This window comes from Paraburkholderia lebeckiae, assembly GCF_014201005.1.
GTDB lineage: Bacteria > Pseudomonadota > Gammaproteobacteria > Burkholderiales > Burkholderiaceae > Paraburkholderia > Paraburkholderia tuberum.
The window spans coordinates 1-16,319 of record NZ_JACHDK010000036.1; the positions used below are offsets into that span (position 1 = coordinate 1).

19 protein-coding genes are annotated in these 16,319 nt (G+C 58.4%); 5 read left to right on the plus strand and 14 right to left on the minus strand.

Annotation, left to right across the window (positions count from 1 at the left end; translation table 11 throughout):
* Positions 1-589 precede the first annotated feature (589 nt).
* The 9 genes from HDG39_RS32555 to HDG39_RS32595 all read right to left on the minus strand — a co-directional run bounded on the left by HDG39_RS32555 (position 590) and on the right by HDG39_RS32595 (position 5,556).
* A complete protein-coding gene (locus tag HDG39_RS32555; RefSeq protein ID WP_184012111.1) occupies positions 590-1,165 on the minus strand; it encodes a hypothetical protein in 576 nt (191 codons plus the stop codon).
* Positions 1,117-1,458: a hypothetical protein gene (locus HDG39_RS32560; RefSeq protein ID WP_184012113.1), complete on the minus strand. Its 342-nt coding sequence runs from the start codon at positions 1,456-1,458 to the stop codon at positions 1,117-1,119. The genes HDG39_RS32555 and HDG39_RS32560 overlap by 49 nt, the downstream gene beginning before the upstream one ends.
* Positions 1,459-2,332: 874 nt before the next feature.
* Positions 2,333-2,587, minus strand: a complete 255-nt coding sequence (locus HDG39_RS32565; protein WP_184012115.1) for a hypothetical protein — start codon at positions 2,585-2,587, stop codon at positions 2,333-2,335.
* 17 nt (positions 2,588-2,604) lie between these two features.
* Entirely contained in the window at positions 2,605-2,871 is a 267-nt protein-coding gene (locus HDG39_RS32570) for a Txe/YoeB family addiction module toxin (RefSeq protein ID WP_184012117.1), read from the minus strand.
* Positions 2,868-3,128, minus strand: coding sequence for a type II toxin-antitoxin system Phd/YefM family antitoxin (locus tag HDG39_RS32575; protein WP_184012119.1), 261 nt, complete (start codon positions 3,126-3,128; stop codon positions 2,868-2,870). Before HDG39_RS32575 ends, HDG39_RS32570 begins: the two co-directional genes overlap by 4 nt.
* 781 nt (positions 3,129-3,909) lie before the next feature.
* The gene (locus tag HDG39_RS32580) at positions 3,910-4,212 is read right to left on the minus strand and encodes a hypothetical protein (RefSeq protein WP_184012121.1); all 303 of its coding nucleotides are present in this window, start codon (positions 4,210-4,212) and stop codon (positions 3,910-3,912) included.
* A gap of 46 nt (positions 4,213-4,258) precedes the next feature.
* Positions 4,259-4,447, minus strand: a complete 189-nt coding sequence (locus HDG39_RS32585; RefSeq protein ID WP_184012123.1) for a hypothetical protein — start codon at positions 4,445-4,447, stop codon at positions 4,259-4,261.
* Positions 4,448-4,564: 117 nt separating this feature from the next.
* Positions 4,565-5,146 (minus strand): hypothetical protein, encoded by a 582-nt coding sequence (locus HDG39_RS32590; protein ID WP_184012125.1) that lies wholly within the window; start codon positions 5,144-5,146, stop codon positions 4,565-4,567.
* Between the two features lie 35 nt (positions 5,147-5,181).
* Entirely contained in the window at positions 5,182-5,556 is a 375-nt protein-coding gene (locus HDG39_RS32595; protein WP_184012127.1) for a hypothetical protein, read from the minus strand.
* Between the two features lie 399 nt (positions 5,557-5,955).
* Here HDG39_RS32595 and yidD point away from each other — a divergent pair, with 399 nt between their 5' ends.
* Positions 5,956-6,159, plus strand: coding sequence for a membrane protein insertion efficiency factor YidD (gene yidD, locus HDG39_RS32600; protein WP_184012129.1), 204 nt, complete (start codon positions 5,956-5,958; stop codon positions 6,157-6,159).
* Between the two features lie 67 nt (positions 6,160-6,226).
* On the opposite strand, the gene HDG39_RS32605 is transcribed toward yidD, so the two are convergent.
* Positions 6,227-9,601, minus strand: a complete 3,375-nt coding sequence (locus HDG39_RS32605) for a beta propeller repeat protein (protein WP_184012131.1) — start codon at positions 9,599-9,601, stop codon at positions 6,227-6,229.
* Between the two features lie 574 nt (positions 9,602-10,175).
* Between HDG39_RS32605 and HDG39_RS32610 the strand changes: the two genes are divergently transcribed.
* Entirely contained in the window at positions 10,176-10,781 is a 606-nt protein-coding gene (locus HDG39_RS32610) for a hypothetical protein (RefSeq protein WP_184012133.1), read from the plus strand.
* A gap of 299 nt (positions 10,782-11,080) precedes the next feature.
* Here HDG39_RS32610 and HDG39_RS32615 read toward each other — a convergent pair whose 3' ends face one another.
* Positions 11,081-11,542, minus strand: a complete 462-nt coding sequence (locus HDG39_RS32615; RefSeq protein WP_184012135.1) for a GNAT family N-acetyltransferase — start codon at positions 11,540-11,542, stop codon at positions 11,081-11,083.
* Between the two features lie 168 nt (positions 11,543-11,710).
* A complete protein-coding gene (locus tag HDG39_RS32620; protein WP_184012137.1) occupies positions 11,711-12,115 on the minus strand; it encodes a GFA family protein in 405 nt (134 codons plus the stop codon).
* Positions 12,116-12,316: 201 nt separating this feature from the next.
* Here HDG39_RS32620 and HDG39_RS35445 point away from each other — a divergent pair, with 201 nt between their 5' ends.
* From HDG39_RS35445 to HDG39_RS32630, 3 genes are all read left to right on the plus strand, one after another.
* The gene (locus HDG39_RS35445; protein WP_260328431.1) at positions 12,317-12,442 is read left to right on the plus strand and encodes a hypothetical protein; all 126 of its coding nucleotides are present in this window, start codon (positions 12,317-12,319) and stop codon (positions 12,440-12,442) included.
* Positions 12,443-12,516: 74 nt separating this feature from the next.
* Entirely contained in the window at positions 12,517-12,690 is a 174-nt protein-coding gene (locus HDG39_RS32625) for a hypothetical protein (RefSeq protein WP_184012139.1), read from the plus strand.
* Between the two features lie 133 nt (positions 12,691-12,823).
* The gene (locus HDG39_RS32630) at positions 12,824-13,411 is read left to right on the plus strand and encodes a winged helix DNA-binding protein (protein WP_184012141.1); all 588 of its coding nucleotides are present in this window, start codon (positions 12,824-12,826) and stop codon (positions 13,409-13,411) included.
* Between the two features lie 71 nt (positions 13,412-13,482).
* On the opposite strand, the gene HDG39_RS32635 is transcribed toward HDG39_RS32630, so the two are convergent.
* Positions 13,483-14,796 carry a Rieske 2Fe-2S domain-containing protein gene (locus tag HDG39_RS32635; RefSeq protein ID WP_184012143.1) on the minus strand — a complete coding sequence of 438 codons (1,314 nt, stop codon included), beginning with the start codon at positions 14,794-14,796 and terminating at the stop codon, positions 13,483-13,485.
* Between the two features lie 119 nt (positions 14,797-14,915).
* Entirely contained in the window at positions 14,916-16,271 is a 1,356-nt protein-coding gene (locus HDG39_RS32640) for a purine-cytosine permease family protein (RefSeq protein ID WP_184012145.1), read from the minus strand.
* Positions 16,272-16,319 lie beyond the last annotated feature (48 nt).

Here is a 16,319-nt window from a genome sequence, read left to right on the forward strand (position 1 = left end):
GAACGTGACTCAGTCGTTGAGATGGCGTCGATCGGCGCAAATAAACAGCCTCTGGCTGCATGAGTGAGGCGACAACCTGCTTGACGCGCGCCGCTGGAGCCAAGTGGCAATGAAGGCGTCTGGCTGCTACGGCCTCATGGCTTCGTATCCGTCGTGCGCATCAGAAGTGCCGGCGCTTTCGCCGACGCGTTTAAGCCGATAAGTTTGATGGCAGATGGCCAGCGGCCGTTCGCAACGGAGGGCGAGGCGTTTGCGGCCGGGTACAGCGCTGCAGAGCGGCTGATAGACGACGGCGTGGTGCTCTAGCACCGATAGTGAATGGCGCGTCAACCGGTCCGCATGAGCGGTTGACGCGGGCCGATGACTCTGCGGTTTCTAGGGGCGACGTCATCAGGAGCGGCGTTTCGCGCGACGGAATCGAACGCCTCAAGTTGGCCCCGTGCTGCCCGATCCGAACGGTATCCGCAACCCGAACGCCGCGCGCCCGCGATCGGCAGCGCCCGACCCACTTGCGCCGTTGGATGCGGAGCGGATCAGTGACGGCATCCAAGGTCCAACGGCCATCCACGCGTTCCCGACTACCGAAACGTCATGGCACTGTAATCGTGCGCAGCAAATTGAGCGTATCGCCTCCAGCCTCCTGCACAAACGCCTGCACATAAACCTTTTGATCCTCCGCACCGGAAGATTTTTGAGGAATTACAACATTAATAGACTTGGTCACCGTCGCCCCCGGAACAATCAGAATATCGCCAAGTCTGCGTTGAAAAGAAGGTATACGCTCCTCGGAGTGTTGGCTGTCCATCGACAGAGTGACTTTCAAGACATTTTCTGACGTATTGGTGATAGTTGTCACCATAGTCGCGATGTCCTTCTTTCTTGCTGCAGTCTCGACTCTAAGTCTGATTTTACCGCCCTTAAAAGCTTCAACTAGCGGGCCGCCCAACCGAATGTACGCCTGCGGAACGCTCCACTCGTGAATCGTTATATTTGCCGTTGTCGCTGCGATGGCGTTTGCAGTTGCACTGGCCGTTGCGTCTGCGGTCGCTTTTTCCGTGGCTACGGCACCGACCGTCTTAATCTGCTGATCAAAGTAACCTGTAATCCCAAAGTACGCTAGACATAGGAAAGCCGGCAAAACGACCAGTGTTGCAACGACGGACACCCTTTTTGCGGCCCCGTCATTGGGACCTGTTCCAGCTTTCCCACAACGATTCCTTTCGACTCTTTAGAAAGGCAGTTAGAGATATCAGATGAGCTGAACGGCCCCCCTTCGACGAGCAATATGGTTGTGACGTCATCGCCTGCGCCCACGCGCGGAATAATGAGCTTGTTTCCCGACAAAGAAACATCATTATTCGTTGAGCCGACAACTTCATATTGAAGCGTGGGCGCCATGCTCACCTCGATCTGTTCCTCCGTCTTGAATCCCCGGTTCATCACTGAAAGTTCAGCCAACTGGCCATTCTTGGCCACAAGTGCGGAATATGAAAAAAGTCGAGGAACGAATAAAACTAGTCGCTGCCGCCGAACCCATGCCGTGAGGCCAGCCAAAACTAGACCCCCAACCAATGTGAGAAGCAAACTCAAAGGATTTATTGTCATTCTTCTTTTGTCAATAATGATGAAATGGTCCGTCGCAGCCGCATTCTACTTGCTATGGAAGGCAGTTTGAGGATCGCTGCTCGAAGGCTGGACACACTCAACACACCATACGCCGATGATCGCTGGCCGGCACAACGCGACAGCCATAGCGTTTCTGCGACGGTCCGCTGTGAAGGTGCGGTCGTCATTCGAATGTCCGCGCGGTTTTGCGTTTCAACGACTGAACTTGGCCGCACTGAGCCCCATGGCATGCGGCTCAACTCCTCGTCGCTCGAATTCTGGAAGCCATCCTCAGGCTGTATGACCGGCGCCTCGCGTCGATGCCTTCATGTGTTGGTCACAGACGCGCGCGCCTGCAACGGTACCTAGCGACCGACCTGCTGTCGCCGATTCTTCGGAGAAGACGGCGGCGAAACGCGCCAGCGTGGCGTTAGCTAGCGTGACCGCCTTGCCGGCCGGGCCCACACAGTCCAGGTGCCGTCTTGAAGCGGCATTGCGGGCTCTCGCGGTCGAAGTCGAAAGCAGTCAAAGAGTTGAAATAAAAAATTCACCCTCTTTTTTCGGCGGTTTTCCCTTTTTAAATCAAGGATTCCACTATACAACCTTTCATGAAAACAACGGGCGGATCAGGAAAAATCCTTTTAAATCAACGAAGCCACTATACAACTTTATTTTGTCTCAACACGTATGCACGGCTTTGCGATTCTCGGTCACACATCCCGTTTTCCTACGCATTGAGGCGCAAAGCTCGCGCCGCTTCTCGAATCCGCGTCGCCGCGTTGCGCGGCATGTCGGAAACAACAGTCCAGTCGTGATGCCACCAGTCGATGACTTTGGCTGCTTCGTTCACCGGGCGCGCGACAACCACATCGCGAATTTCATCCGCGACTTCATCCCACCATGCCGCGCCCTCGGCGTCGCTCGCGCGAGGGTCGATAGCCTGGCGATAAATCGCCTTCGCCGCATCGAGTGAAATTGCCACCGTTGTTTTCCGATGTTTCAGTAGTGGTAGCGGCACGAGACAATATTGATCTGGCTACCAACGATTTCGTAAACGAGCCGGTTAGTGTCATCGATGCGACGCGACCAGAAACCTGTCAGGTTTGCCTTCAGCGGCTCAGGCTTCCCGATACCCTCGAACGGTGTACGCTGAGCGTCCTTGATAAGTTGATTGATGCGCTTTAACGTCTTCCTATCCTGCCCCTGCCAGTAGACATAGTCTTCCCATGCCTCCGCCGTCCACATGATGTTCAAAGCGCCGCTCATTCGGTGTCTTCGACCAGCTTGCGCGACTTGACCTTGCCTGCCCTTGCCTGCGCTATTGACCGCTCCAGATGAGCTACGTTGGCCGGAGAGCGCAGCAGGTGAACTGTTTCCATCAAGCTGTCGTAATGCTCTTGCGACATGACGATCGCATTGGGTGCGTCTCGACGGGTGATGAGCGTAACGTCGACGTCGTCGACTACCTGGTCAATGACGCGCTTGAGATTCGCGCGGGCGTCTGAAAACGGAATGGTGCGCATGAGTCTTCCTTTGCCACAAACCTGTACGATAAGAGGTACAAGTCTAACACGCGCCGATCACATGTACAAGTAATCGTACGGATTGGGCCGCTTTGTCGCGCGTTTGGCGTCGAATCCCGAAGAAGTATTGTCGCTTGGATCGGTCGGATACGCTGGCTATTACGCTGCGGCTAACACGAGCTCGCGTGCCCTCGAAACCTCGTCGGCCGTCAATGGGCGCTGTGTGACAACGGAGATAGTCCATCGAGCTCGCGCGAGTGTGCGGCGGCCGCAGCGCAGACTGGAGGCGCAGAGTCGATGCCTGCCAGCCCATCCCGCGCGGTGTCGCGCAGCTTGCGGCTTGTCGCGTCGGCCGGCACCCATCCGGTATAGGGTCGGCTCCCGATCGAGATGTCGAAGCTCATTCATCGCCGCGCGTTGAGCATGCCCCGCGGCCAACCACGGGGCGAGCCAGTGACTGGCTGGCGGCTCGTTCAGGTTGAGATACCCGCAGGGCCTCGCTCCATCGATCGCTTCACAGATGAGCTTACGCACTGCTGCCGGTTGGTCAGGTGCGGCGCGCACCTTCGATGTCAGCGCCTCGTCAAACTGCGCTGACGCGGACGAGTCATCCACGGAACTGCTCGCGGTCATCCCGGAGCAGCGGCGACAGCGGCGCAGCGCGCTTCGACAGCATTTTCAGGATGCGCAGGTTCAAGGTTCGTCTTCCGATGCAAGCAGGCTGGCGGCGGACTTCGCGGCTCGTGCGATGGCCGACAGGTTCCCGTCTATGGGGACGCGGTTACCTTTCGCGTCGCCAGACTGCCCGCGTTTGCTCGGCCGTATTCGGATACTCGTTCGCGTCGCCAACGAGCGTAATCGTGACTGGGCCGTTGCGCATATCCCCCGTCATGCGGCCGGTGAGGTCACGCTTTTCGGCGTTGGTCAGATTGCGCCACTTGGCGATGCAGTAGTTGCCAAGGAGCAGCCCGCGCGGACCCGGGCCCTGCATTTCCCCAACGGATATTCCGCGCTCTCCGCACCACTTCTCGGCGGCGCGACACGCCTCGAAATCGCCCCACTGATCGAAAACGATGGTCACCATGCAGTACTCTCCTCCCCGTCATTCCGGCGTGCGTTGCGCACAGGCGTTACAGGTCTCGCTCGCTGGGCAGCGTTTCCGCAACGATGCCATGCGCTGGAGCCTGCGCGCGAGCACCGGACAGCGTTTCGCGATGAACCGTCGAGGCGAACGCCAGCAGAGCCGCATAGACGATCCGGCACCCGCAGATCGTCTTGATCGTGAACCCTTCATCGCCGAAGCCGTCGATCCCGTCCAACTGCATCGTGAATCCTTCGCTCATCTCGACACCTCTCGCTGTCCTCTGCCCATCGACCAGGCACGCCAAAACTTCACCGTACCGGAACGTCACGGCGTTTCAAGACGGCAGCCTTCCTCATTCCTCACTCCCGTACTGGACGCGTCGCCACAGCTGTCCTCGCGCGATATCGGCCAGGAGCGCATCGAGAGTAGCCACCGGGAGTTCGTCAAGAGATCCGAAATAAGCCGATTGCCCGAACTGGTTGTCGTAGGTCACGCTATCAATGTCCGGAAGCAGGAAGTGCCACCGGATACGAACGCGATCGCCCCGCTTCAGGCTCCAGAGAATCTGCTCCGGAAATGGCAAACCAAGCGCGTACCAGTCCTTCTCGGCGATCAGCTTCTCGATATCGGGGCCGTGGATCTGCTCGCCTGCGGCGCGGCGCTCCCCTTCGCGTTTCTTGACGCCATCGTTCCATGCGTCCTCGAGCTCGTCGCTGTCGCGCAGCAAGTTCGGGATCGGCTCGTCCGCGTACAGGTAGCCCGCGCGTGCGGCGAGCCGGTACACCTCAGCGTGGCGCTGGTCGAACGCGTCGCTGCCGATCTCGTCAGCAACGATGCGCAGCCGCATGAGCGCGTACTCGCACCGCCCATTCAGCGCCAGCGAGAACAGGCTTTCGTCCTCGTTCCGTTCTGGATTTTGCAGTGGCCGGGGCATGTCCCCTCCGGAGTGCGCGGCGGGCATATCTGCGCTTACAGCTCGACGCTGGTGTTTCCGTTGACCGCCTGGACGATCAACCGCACGAGATGAAGCGCATCCGTCATGTCGTTCACGCCCACCTCCACACTGACCGCGCCGATTTGCTCGGCAGATGGGAGCGACTGCGCCTCAGCGATATGGAAGGTCACGGCGAAGGAGTTACTATCGCCATCCGACCAGTCGAATCCAAGCAACTCGCCGCTGCCGTACCGATACGGCATCAGGGAGACGTTCCGCGGCCCGACGGGCAAGCTGGCTTCGATGGCCTTCCGGACGTCCTCGGCAAAACGTAAGGCTTCGGTGCTGGGCACCGGATCGTTCATTGGGCCTGCCTTGATCAGGACATCGTTCTCGACTTTCATGTTCATCCCCGCTTCTCGCATTAAGCACAAGGATGCAGGGTATGGATAGCGCGACCAGACAACAATCCCGAATGAGCGCCCATCAGGGCATGTTTCACGCCGTTGCGCGGCCGATGTCCCTTCAGAAGCGTGGATCGCCATGACTGTATGCGTATCAGCTATTTGAGGACAGCTCGCGTCGGATGAACCATCAAGAAAAGACGGCCCGCCGTCGGCTGCTGATCAGAAAAAGCGGTAGTCTGTCGGCTGCAGGCTGACAGGAGTGCACCATGTGCGGTCGGTATTCCCGTGGGCAAAAGGATCTGTTCTACGTCGAGGAGCTAAGCATTTTTCTGCACAGGGAGAGTATCGATGTTGAGTCTCGCAACACTACGCGTAGCAGTATTGGTTAGGGCGCGACATTCCATGAGGAACCTTATCTTTTTTCTCATTTCGTTCTACCGCTCTATCGCACCCGAGCGCATGAGAAACTCGTGTCGATTTTCTCCGACATGCTCCGAATACATGCTGTTAGCGGTTAACAAGTACGGATGTCTCAAAGGCGTCGCGCTCGGTGTAAGGCGACTATGCAAATGTCATCCACCCAATGGTGGCGTCGATCCGCCATGAATATTCGGTGGCGACCATCGTTCCAATGGTGGAACTTCGTGTTCGTTAGCGCGCTGGAAAGACGGCCTCAGCCTGGTTCGACCCGATCGGCGACCCATGTGGAACGACCATAGGTCGACAGGTGCAGGCGCGACATCTGCTGATGATCAATCATCAGATGGATATTCGCGCACTCCAATGAGCGGGGTAAACCACGCATCGCCGTCCTCCATGTCCTAGTGCCATCCCTGCTCACGTAGACCGTGTCGGCGGTGATGACGAATACAGTCGCCGGGCTGGTGGCAGCGTCGACGGCCATGCCCTCGAGCGACGCTCCGCTGGCCACAACGCTGCCAGGGAAGCGCCATTGTTTGCCATCCCATACTAGTACGCGGCCGTCGCCGGTGGCGCTGTATGCCTCGTGGCGCGCAACCGGCACGATCCAGTTGATTGTTGGGTAACCTAGAGTCGGGTCCGTGTCCATCACAGTTACCGAACCCGACCCAACGTCCAGCAGAAGCAGTTCAGTATGATCGACCATACTGCGGGCGTTGGCTCTTACGCTGGCGGCGAGCATTACAGTTGAGCCGTCGAGTGATGCCATTGCGCGGATGGGCCAGTCGCGCGTTGCCGTCGGCGCGGCGACGTCGGCAGCCGCGAGGAATCGCCACCCAGCTTTAATTGGCTGAGGTCGGGCGCGCGGAGGCAGGAACGGTCCGTCGATGAATAGGCCGTAGATAGGCGCACGCGTGACGCCCTTGGCCACAGCGGGCGCGGCGACAAGCGATAGGGCCAAATTGTCTACAACGTATGCAGGTGAGATCACGCGGGCGATGCGGGGGTCACCAACCAGTCCTAGTGCAGGATCGGGTAGCGGAGCCACGGTTGGATCTGGAACCTCAAGCGGTAGTATCTCCGGAATTGCGCCCTTCATGCCGACATTCGGGTCGCCAACCGAACCGTGGGGCGCACCGCCCTCGTCATCATGGGTCCACACCAGCAAATTACCGCCGTGGAGCTGGTTGAATGATGGCGAAGTGGACGCCGGCCAAACGGCCTCGTTGCCGTCGCCACCACCTAACTGAACCCACGGGGTACTGAAGGGATCGGTGATGGCGGCGATCACGCCGTTGTCTTGAGTTCCCACAGCGATCATCCCGTCGAGCGCTTGGGACACGCCAAGTTGGCCATGGCCAATGTCGGTATCGGTAAATCGCTTACACATAAGCGTTGGCGTGTTGCGGTTCCACCCTGTGAAGTAGTGGTAGGCGTAGCGGCTCAGTTGTACGCTTCGGTGCCACGCTAGGTTGGGGTCCGCTGCGTCACGCCAGTAATGGAAGACTCGGCCCCCGAAGGATGCAAGCAGCTCAAAATTGCCGTGATGATCGTCGCTACCATAGTTGCCTTGGAGAGCAACGGGCGCCCCGTCGATCTTCTCGTTCGGTCCGTTGATTTGGGCTATCCGCATCCATGGATTGCCGTTCGCCTGATTGTTGCGAATCCAGTGCCATAAGTCGAGCCCCTGTTGCACGAAAAGCTCGAAGTTGTGATGGTCAGCACCACGCGTGTAATCGGCCTGAATCAGCCATGCCGCCGCGGTAGCGTCTTTGGTGATAAGCACGGGCCCGTTCCAGGCAAGGTTGCCGCCGTTGTCGCGCCAGTAGTGAACGAGGGCACGGCCGAATACACCGCCCTCGTCCTCGAGTACAACGACCTCGAAGTTCCCATGGTCGGCACCCTTCGGGTAGTCGCTCTGGATCATGCATGCGCTCGACGCAGCGTGGGACGTTATAGTTGGACCCCGCTGCCACGGGTTGGCGACATTACCGTTGTCGTGCCAGTAGTGCACAAGATCGGCACCCTCGAGTACTACGACTTCGAAGTTGCCGTGGTCAGCGCCCTTCGGGTAGTTGCTCTGAATCATGCACGCTGCGCCGGTGATTCCCGACGCGACTACCTGGGCCCGTTGCCAGCCTCCACCCGAATTGTTGCGGAAATAGTGCACGAGATCGTCGCCCTCGGGCACCACGAGTTCGAAGTTCTTTACCTTACTGACCCCGAAGTCGCCTTGGATCATGCAGGCTCGGTCAGTAGCCTTCGAGGTGACAGTATCGAATCGCACCCATTCAAGGGTATTCGAAGGTCGCCGATAGTGAATCAGATTATTCCCTTCAAGAATAACGGCCTCGAGGTCGCCGTGTTTGCCGTCGGTTTTGAACTGGCCCTCAATGAGCGAGGCGCCTTGGCCCCACGTGATCCTGTTCGTCGCACCATCGCTACCGACGAGCAGCGAGCGCGCTGGCGTCACTCCGGCGACGTCGGGTGGCGGGGGCAGCACTACTCGGTGGACGTCCACGTGTTGGTGGTTGTCGTGGTAGAGGAAGCTATCATCACACCCAGGGGCTTCCCATGAGTCTCCGGCGTCGAAGGAAACATAGCTGTCGAACCAGCCAAACCCAACCACGTCGGCGTTGGCCGGATATACATGGAGTGTTTGGTGACCGGCCTGATGATCGCACTTGGCAAACAGGTCGAGCGTCTTGGTGTCGAGGGGTACGCCCGATCCGCACGGGGTCCACGAGCGGCCGCCGTCTGTGCTGCGGAGCAGTAGATCTAGCTTGTCATTTCGATCAGCTGCAGCGTAGGCACGATCGGTGTCCCATATGCAGCTTGAAACCGCAATATCGCCGGTTCCTTGGAATAGCGCGGTGGCGTCATTGCTGTTGACAAATATCCGTGCCGCGCTATCGAATGCCAGGTCGCCGGTGGCGTTCCATCGACCGAGAAAGATACCTTGCTGGTCGGCTACGCCGGCGCTGCCGGCGATGACTGTACGGTAGCGACCGCGGTTGGCATTACGTCGGTCAGGACGGCCCTCTGCAACGCTGTAGAAGGCACCTGTCGGGACGCGACCCGACGGTGTGTCAATCAGCGCCTGTTTCCATGTATAAAGCGCTGCGGCTGGCGACGGACCACCGAGCAGAGCACCTAGGCATCCGGGCTTCGGTTGCGCGGTTGGGATGTCAGCCCACCAAATTCCTTCCGCTGCCACGACGATCGTTCGGTCGAGCACCAAGATGTCCCACACAGTGCCGTGATTGAATGAGGTGATCTGTTGCCATGTAAGCATGGGCAATGCTGCGGAGGGATCGGTGACCCACAGTGACTCCCCTCCAGCGAACACATGGTCGTCGCCGTCGGGACCGAAGGCCAATCGGTTGAACTGGTGGGCGGTAATACCATCGGTGACGCATATGGCTGATTGCCCATCGGCCTGAGTCCGCCACAGACCGCCGTGCTCAGCAGCGATCAGTACGCTGCCGTCAGGAAAGCGGAGGATGTCTTTGACGCGGCCTGCGTGCCACGCGCTCCAAGGGCCCTCTGTGGCCTGGTCCCACTTGCCGTCCACATATATCGCGAACGGTACCGACTGCCGCCACCGTACGAACGGATCATCTGCCATCTCTGCCTCCGGTGTGCCAAAAGTGGCACGCCGACTGTGTGCCGCTGCGCACGGGAGTGGCTGAAGAACGGCCTTATCGCTCACTCCCGGCTCGGTTTCAGCAATCGCCTGCGTTTCGCGGGTGCGGCCGTCGTCACATTCTTAAGTGGATACGTTGCTCAGCAGAGGCAATTGACGTCAGATGCACCGGGCCGTAGTTTCAATTGGTGTACGTCGCAAATATAAATGCCTTGGGATATGCCGTCCCCGACTGCCAGTCTTTGAGCAGCGCGCCCGGATGTATCGTGGCGGACGAGCGGAGCGATATCAACAAACTGGGCGCGTCGGAAAGTATAGAAATATTCTGATATATACGGAGGCACATATTTCGTTGCATGTGTTGCATTTCGAACCGACATCTCGCGGCCCGCACGCGGGGCTTATGTTTTCGGCTTACCCGCTGTCTAATAATTCCAAAAAACATCTGCTACAGACTAGGCAAAAACTATGTGCGGTATCACACACATCGGCGACAGACGACTTGAAAAACAGATTACTTACCCTACGCTTCGCAATCACGTAGTCAACAACATGAATGAGGGCGATCGTTGCGAAGATTTCGCCTTTCAAGACCACGCGTGCGACCTATGTGTTCGTCCTGAGCCTGCTTGCCCTCTCCGGCGTGAAGGCTGCACTGGTCATCGCATGGGCTTTTGCGGCCGCAGTGCTCACCGGCCTGGTTGCATCCGCGACTGCATACAAGTTAGACGCCTTTCCTCCTCAGGCGCTGGTGCTGGTAGTCGCGGCCACACTTCCGGCCTTGGGATGGGTTGGCGCGCGAGTTGGCTTCGCGGGGCCCGCCAGTATCCGCGCACAACGTCTCTCAATTGCTGTCTCCTGGCAGGGCGACGGCTCACAATGTCGTGCGCTTGCAGCGGGTCGCGGCACTGCTGATAACACCCGTAACTCTAGTCGTGCTTTTGCTCTTTCTGGTCTTGCTGCTGCTTTTCACGATCTGGTGGCCGGCCAGCGCCAGCGGCGCGGAATTCACCCGGATGTGCACGGCTTTGCTCAGGTGGCTGCGCTATCTTTGGCCGCTCGCGCTGCTGGCACGACAGTCGATCCGGCAGACGGGGCCGTATATATTTGCCCTGACCCAGTTGCAAATCGGAAATTGATGCTTGAGCCTCTCCACGACTGAGGGAACAAGGCATTGAGCATCGAAATGGCTCTGACGGCTCTATGTGCGTTCTTCACCCGACCGTCGTCCTCCGCGACACTTGTCCGCGAGGACGGAATTTAGGACCATCGCCGGCTAGGTGGGAGGTTGGCTGTTCGCGCATAGCGGCCGCTCGAATGTCTGCGCGACGGGGATAGCGAACGGCGACAACTGGCCGGCTGCCGACTCATGCACTTTGCATACGCAGCTTCAACCTCGATGGGCGGCGATCGGCAGCACGCGACCCACACCGGGCAATCACACTTTCCGAAAGCGGTCACTCAACTCGGATGGCGCACGTAGTAGATATCCCATTCCGCTTCGTCAGTCTGTACGAAGCCATGCCGCTGATAGAAGCGGTTCGAATCACTTCCGCGCAAGGCACCTAGGCGGATAGGCATGCGCTGCGCGTCGGCACTCTTAAAGACATCCCTTAAGACAGCTGCGCCAATGCCTTTCCGCTGGTGCTCGGGCAGGATATAGAGATGATCGATGAGCCAATGATCTTCCTGCGGGCGGATCAAGATAAAGCCTGTCTGAATACCATCGGCGTCAATGAATCGGCACAGAGCGGGATCAAATGACGCCACGAAGCGCTCGCGAGCACGTTGTGGGTCAAAGCAGCCGATGTGCTCCAAACTTCTGCGCATCGCGGCAATACGAATGTCGACTAAGGTGTCACCGTCGGATTCGGTTGTGGCACGGAAGGCTAAATTCACAGGAAGCGATTTCTTGATGTTCATTTTTAATATTGATACATCGGCTACATCCACAATTTTCCGTCCCAATTGTGCTTGATCCAGGGCGAGCCTCGCAACGTCTGATACTGACCGATCGATAGTTCATGCGATCTGCAGCACGCAACCAAGCGCGGACGTTCGCCTTCGGCAACGCGGTCATTCACCATCGACTCAAAGCCCCGGAGGCCACTCGGGATAGTGTGGTGCCTCATCAGCATCCAAAAGCCACGGGCTGTCGTGCGACGTCCAGATATGCACGACAGGTTGCTGGCCGGGATTGTCATCGAGTGTCGGTACGCGAAGGAGGATGTGCGCATGGATTGGACGCTCGGCGATGAGATGGCTGCCGCAAACCGAACAGAAGTGGCGCAATTTACCCGGTGACGACTCAAAGGCTCGCAGCAGATGCTTGCCCGCTGTCCACCGAAACCGCTCACGCGACACGCGCGCTGTCGTCGCGAAGGCAGCCGCGTGGGCTTTGCGGCAAGTCACGCAATGACAATGCTCGATCGGCGAGTCCAGGTGTTCGATTTCGTATCGGACCGACCCGCACAAGCAGCTTCCTTTGAAAGACATTGACGTTCCTCGCAGAGCAATCGGGCAATTTAGACGATGGATGTGTAGATGGATTGTCCACGATCATCGTGCCTTGGTCGACCGTCTCTTCATGGCCGGCTGTACGCATTCGGCCGGGTTGACTGTAAGCTGCCATCCAAAAGATCCCGCGCAGGCCAGCGGCAGCGTTGCGGCACTGCAACTCAGCAGGTGCAGTCGGCCATGAACGGTTCCATCGAACTATTGCATCAACCGGTTGAATCCGCCTCGAGAAGCGGTCTTTCGAACGCCATCGTCCGGGAGAAATTTTCTCGCGAGACGTTGCGCGGCGCGACCGTACCTGAGTGATACGCAATACCGTGGAGTTGGACTACGCAAAGCGTTCGCGTTCGCGTGCGCCTGATCTGTGTCCGGAACTTTCCATGGACTTTCAGCTGCGCGGTGATGCGCCCGCCGGGCAAGAGCACGAAAATCGCCCGATCCAGATCCAACCTGACATTCAGGTTACGCATCCAACGCCAAGGCACCCGGACTTCGGCAGATTATTTTCGAATATTGGTAGATTATCCAGTGTTCTTCAATATATTGTCGATTGACAATCGACTTCGTGCACCCACCGCGGCAGGTAGCCACCGACTTGAAACTGCCTCGCGATGCCGGTGCTGAACGGTGGCCCGACCAACCGGGCCGCACTCCCCTATCGACAAACTTTGATAAGCGAGTCAAGCAATGGAACCCAGGTTCTACCGATCGTGGCATCTCGCAAAATCCGACGCCGAGTTCAAGATCGCGGAGTTCGAGTGGTCACTGATTCGTTTTTACGAGTCCTTCACCCGCTTCGTTCTGGCAACAGGCGTCGTTACGATCACAGCGAACGTCGAACTCAAACATCAGGAGCACGTGATCCTTCACGTCATTCGTATGCAGGACCGTCCCAAGACCAGCGCAATGATCGGACGATTGATGAACCGCGACGATATTCCCAACATCCAGTACAGCCTGAGAAAGCTGGAAGCCGCCGGGTTGATCGAAAAGCTACAGGACACGAGCAGCAAGACCTACCTGTATTGTGCGAGCGATCTGGGGATCCGATTGACGGACGAGTACTACAAGGTCCGAAAAGAGATACTGGTCCAGCGCCTCGGGGAAATCAGCGACACAGAGGAGAAATTCGAGCGCTACGCGCGCTTCATGTCTCTGCTTACCGGGATCTACGATGAAGCTGCTCGCGACGCCGCCACCATCACACCGCAGACTGAAAAAAGTGTGACAGCCACCGAATCGGCGCAAAGCGTGACAAAGCAAAAGGAAGCCTGAATCGGGTCTTATTTGACGAAAATAACCCCTCCCCCGGCGCAAAGTCCGAGGAGAGAGGTAGCAGGGGCGGATCAGTCTTCGATCTGCTCGGTCTTGTAGGTCATCCGCTTGCCGTCCGCAGCGCGCTTGAAGCGCAGGCTGCTGTCCTTTCGCGCGCCCGGCACGCCGCGCCCCGGTTTCGCGATGCCGCGATTCCAGCGCGAAGCAACCTTGCGCCAGGTGATGGCCGAGATGTCCGTTGCGACCATCTGCTCGCTCTCCCATCCGGTGCCGTCACCGTAGAAGTCTTCCATCGACTCCCGTGCGTAGATATCGCAGTCGTTGAAGCCATGCAGTGCCAGCGGCTCATAGACACGCTCGTAGCGATATTTGTGCGCCTCCAGTTCCTCCGGCGTGTTGCAGATGCGCACGATCACCTCCCAATACTCATGCGTGTCGTCGGTAATCGGCACGAACCACTCCAGCTGGGTCATATGTTCGCCCGGCCAGTTCTCGACCGCCACGAGTCCAGGCAACACGATCGAAGTCCGATAGGGGCGGCCTACGAGTCCAGGCACTTTCAGTCCCAGTTCCTTGTTTTCCAGCACCGGTTGCCACTTGTCAGTGCCGAGCCACTGCAGCATGCCCTTGGGACCGTCAGGGTCTTCGAGGGTCTCGACGCAGTCTTCGCCGCTCGGCAGCAGGCCAAGCGGAAGGACCCATTCCATCGCGTGAATGATGCTGTTGTCCTTGTGCAGCAGCAGATGAGCGTTGTCGATGCCGTTCTCGCACGCAATGCGCCAGTTCGTGAAGCCGATGCGATGAATGCCCATCGCCACCGCGTTCTCGTCGAGCAGACTGGGCACGGCCGGCCACAGCGGATGCGGGTAGCGGTCGCTTTGCTTCGGAAAGCGCACCGGCAGATCCTGTTCGAGCGACGGAACGTCCTCAAGCGGGAAATCGTCGTCGCGCACGAAGACGAAGATCATGCCCGCGACTTCGTGCACCGGATAGCTCGTAATGCCGACCGTGCCGATCAGCTTGTCCTCGGGGTTCGCGATGATGGTCGCAAGCTTGCCCGTTTCAAGGTCGAACGTGAAGCCGTGATACCAGCACGATATCGTCTTCTTGTTGAAGCACATCGGCTTTTCGGAAAGGCGAACACCACGGTGCAGACATTGATCCTTGAGTGCATAAACCTTGCCGTTCGCGCGCCTCAATACAATCGGAATCCCGCATATCTGCACGCCTTCCACTTGGTCCTCCGTCAGTTCGTGGCTGAAAAGCGCCGGATACCAGTGATTGACGAAGCCCCACGCAGCGTCCTTATAGGGCTGGTATTGACTCGATGTACCACTATTGCCGCCACTCACCGTGCGGCGGCGGACGATCGTCGGGTCTGACATTACTTCGCTCCATGATGAAATCGGGCGCCGCGGACTTGCCGTTCGCACGGCCCCGTTGACCAAATCAGTGCGTGGGCCAGCCTGCAATGCCTGGCCGTTATCGAAGCCAAATAGGTGAATTACGTCGTGACGGAGATGGAGCGCTTGCCATGCATCGACACCATCAGGTACGCGGCGACCGAAACCACAAACGTTGCCGGCGCGGAAAACGTGTGGACCGATTCCGGTCCGCTCATCACGCCAATGCCCGCCGCGACGCCGACAAACCACGAAATCAGTCCGCCGGAGTTGAAGGTCGGCACGTTGCGCAACGTCGATTCGAGTGCGTCGTCGGAAGTCCGCTCCGACTTGTGCGACAGGATATGGGCGAGCGCCACCGCCACCCACGCGACGACGAACACTCCTTGATAGGCGAGTGCGAGGAGCAGCTTCGAGAAGATGCCGGACAGCATCAGCGCGTACACGATCACGCCGACGACGATCGTCCAGACAAATTTCGGCAGCTTCAGACCGAGGCCTGCTTCGAACAGTGCCTGCGTATTGATGGTCGCGAGATAGTAGTTGGCGGTGTTGATGCGAGTCTGCGTGACGACGAGGAAGCCGAGTCCCCAGAGTCCCATCAACTTGAGCAGCGCGAGCACGACCGATACCTCGGACAGCGCGCCTTGTCCGGGGATCGTGCTGACGAGATAAATCCCGATCACGCCGTTGACGATAAACGTAACAAACCAGAACGGCATGCCGAAGTTGATCACGCTGTGATAGCGGACGTCCTGCTTCTTGCCGAAGCGCGCGAAGTCGAAAGCGGCGAGCATGAACAGCCACACGCCCATGTAGTAGACGAAGCAGTCCCACCAGCCGTTCGACACGACTGCCCCCTTCGTCTCGCCGAAATGCATCCAGGCCGGGCTATAGCCGTGCGTGGACGTCGCCACTACCACAGCCGCGATCAGGCCGGCCGCGTAGAACGGCAGAAGCACGCCGTTGAGCTTGTCGAGCCAGTTCTGCACGCTGCCGAAAACGAGCGGCACGCTATAGGCGACCACGATCAGGCAAGCCAGTGGATAGGAAACGGACGGAAAAAGACTGTTCAGCGCGACCGCGATAACGGAACTCTCGAAGACGGCATAGTAGATGACAGTTGCCGCGAATATCAGCGTTGCCAATGCGGCGCCCGCACTGCCGAACAGCACGCGGGAGAAAAGCGACACGGAAAGACCCGTGCGGATCGCATAGTTCGTCAGCACGTAGTTCACGGCCGAATAAACGACCACGGACATCACCATCCCGATCAGCGCATTGGTCGTGCCGTAATAAAGCGCCAGCGTCGCGCCGATGATCAGATACACCATCGCGCTGCAGAGCCCCCACCAGGCCATGGTGAGCGCGAACTTAGGCATGCGCGAACTCTCGGGCACCCTGATGGTCGAGACATCGACTTCATCTTCCTGCGTCAATTCAATCGTGCTAGGCATGACTCTCTCCAAGCGTTCCGCCATTTGACGGACAATTAGTTAGTAAAG